We start from the raw sequence: 589 nt of genomic DNA on the forward strand, positions 1-589 counted from the left end.
CGACGGAATTATGGTCGAAAATCATTACGATTTTTTGAATATACATGCCCATGCCTCGAATCGGGATATAGAACGGCTCTTGAAAAAATATGCCGAAATACCCGGAGAAATGATCCGGTTGGGACGTGCGAGTATTTATCTTCCGTCGCCCCGATTCAATGCGCTCTTTCTCTTGCGCCATGCCGCTGCACATTTTGCCGCCGAGGAGATTGGTGTCAGGCATGTGGTCGATTGGGCCATGTTTATTCGACGCCATGCTGATGTAATCGATTGGCCGGAACTTTATGCAATGGCAAGCCGCATGAATATGCATCGCTTTTTGAATTGTATGAATGCCATTTCGATTGACAATTTAGGATTGGATGCAGCATTGATTCCTCCCTTTGAACGGGATATAAAACTTGAAAAGCGGGTCTTGAATGATATTTTACATCCCGAATTTAGCGAAAAATTTCCTGAAAAAGGATTTGTTCAGATAATCCGGTTTAAGTTTCGTCGCTGGATGGCAAATCGATGGAAACATAGGATTGTTTACCGCGAAGGTATAATAGGAACCTTCTTCAGGCAGGTATACAGCCATCTGTTAAAG

At 43.5% G+C, this 589-nt stretch carries 1 protein-coding gene; it reads left to right on the plus strand.

Going from position 1 to position 589, the window contains the following annotated elements:
- A partial coding sequence (locus QVP03_RS11605; RefSeq protein ID WP_288210797.1) for a nucleotidyltransferase family protein occupies positions 1–589 on the plus strand: 589 nt, incomplete at both ends.

It is taken from the genome of Alistipes sp. CAG:29 (assembly GCF_000435435.1).
In the GTDB taxonomy this organism is placed as follows: domain Bacteria; phylum Bacteroidota; class Bacteroidia; order Bacteroidales; family Rikenellaceae; genus Alistipes; species Alistipes onderdonkii.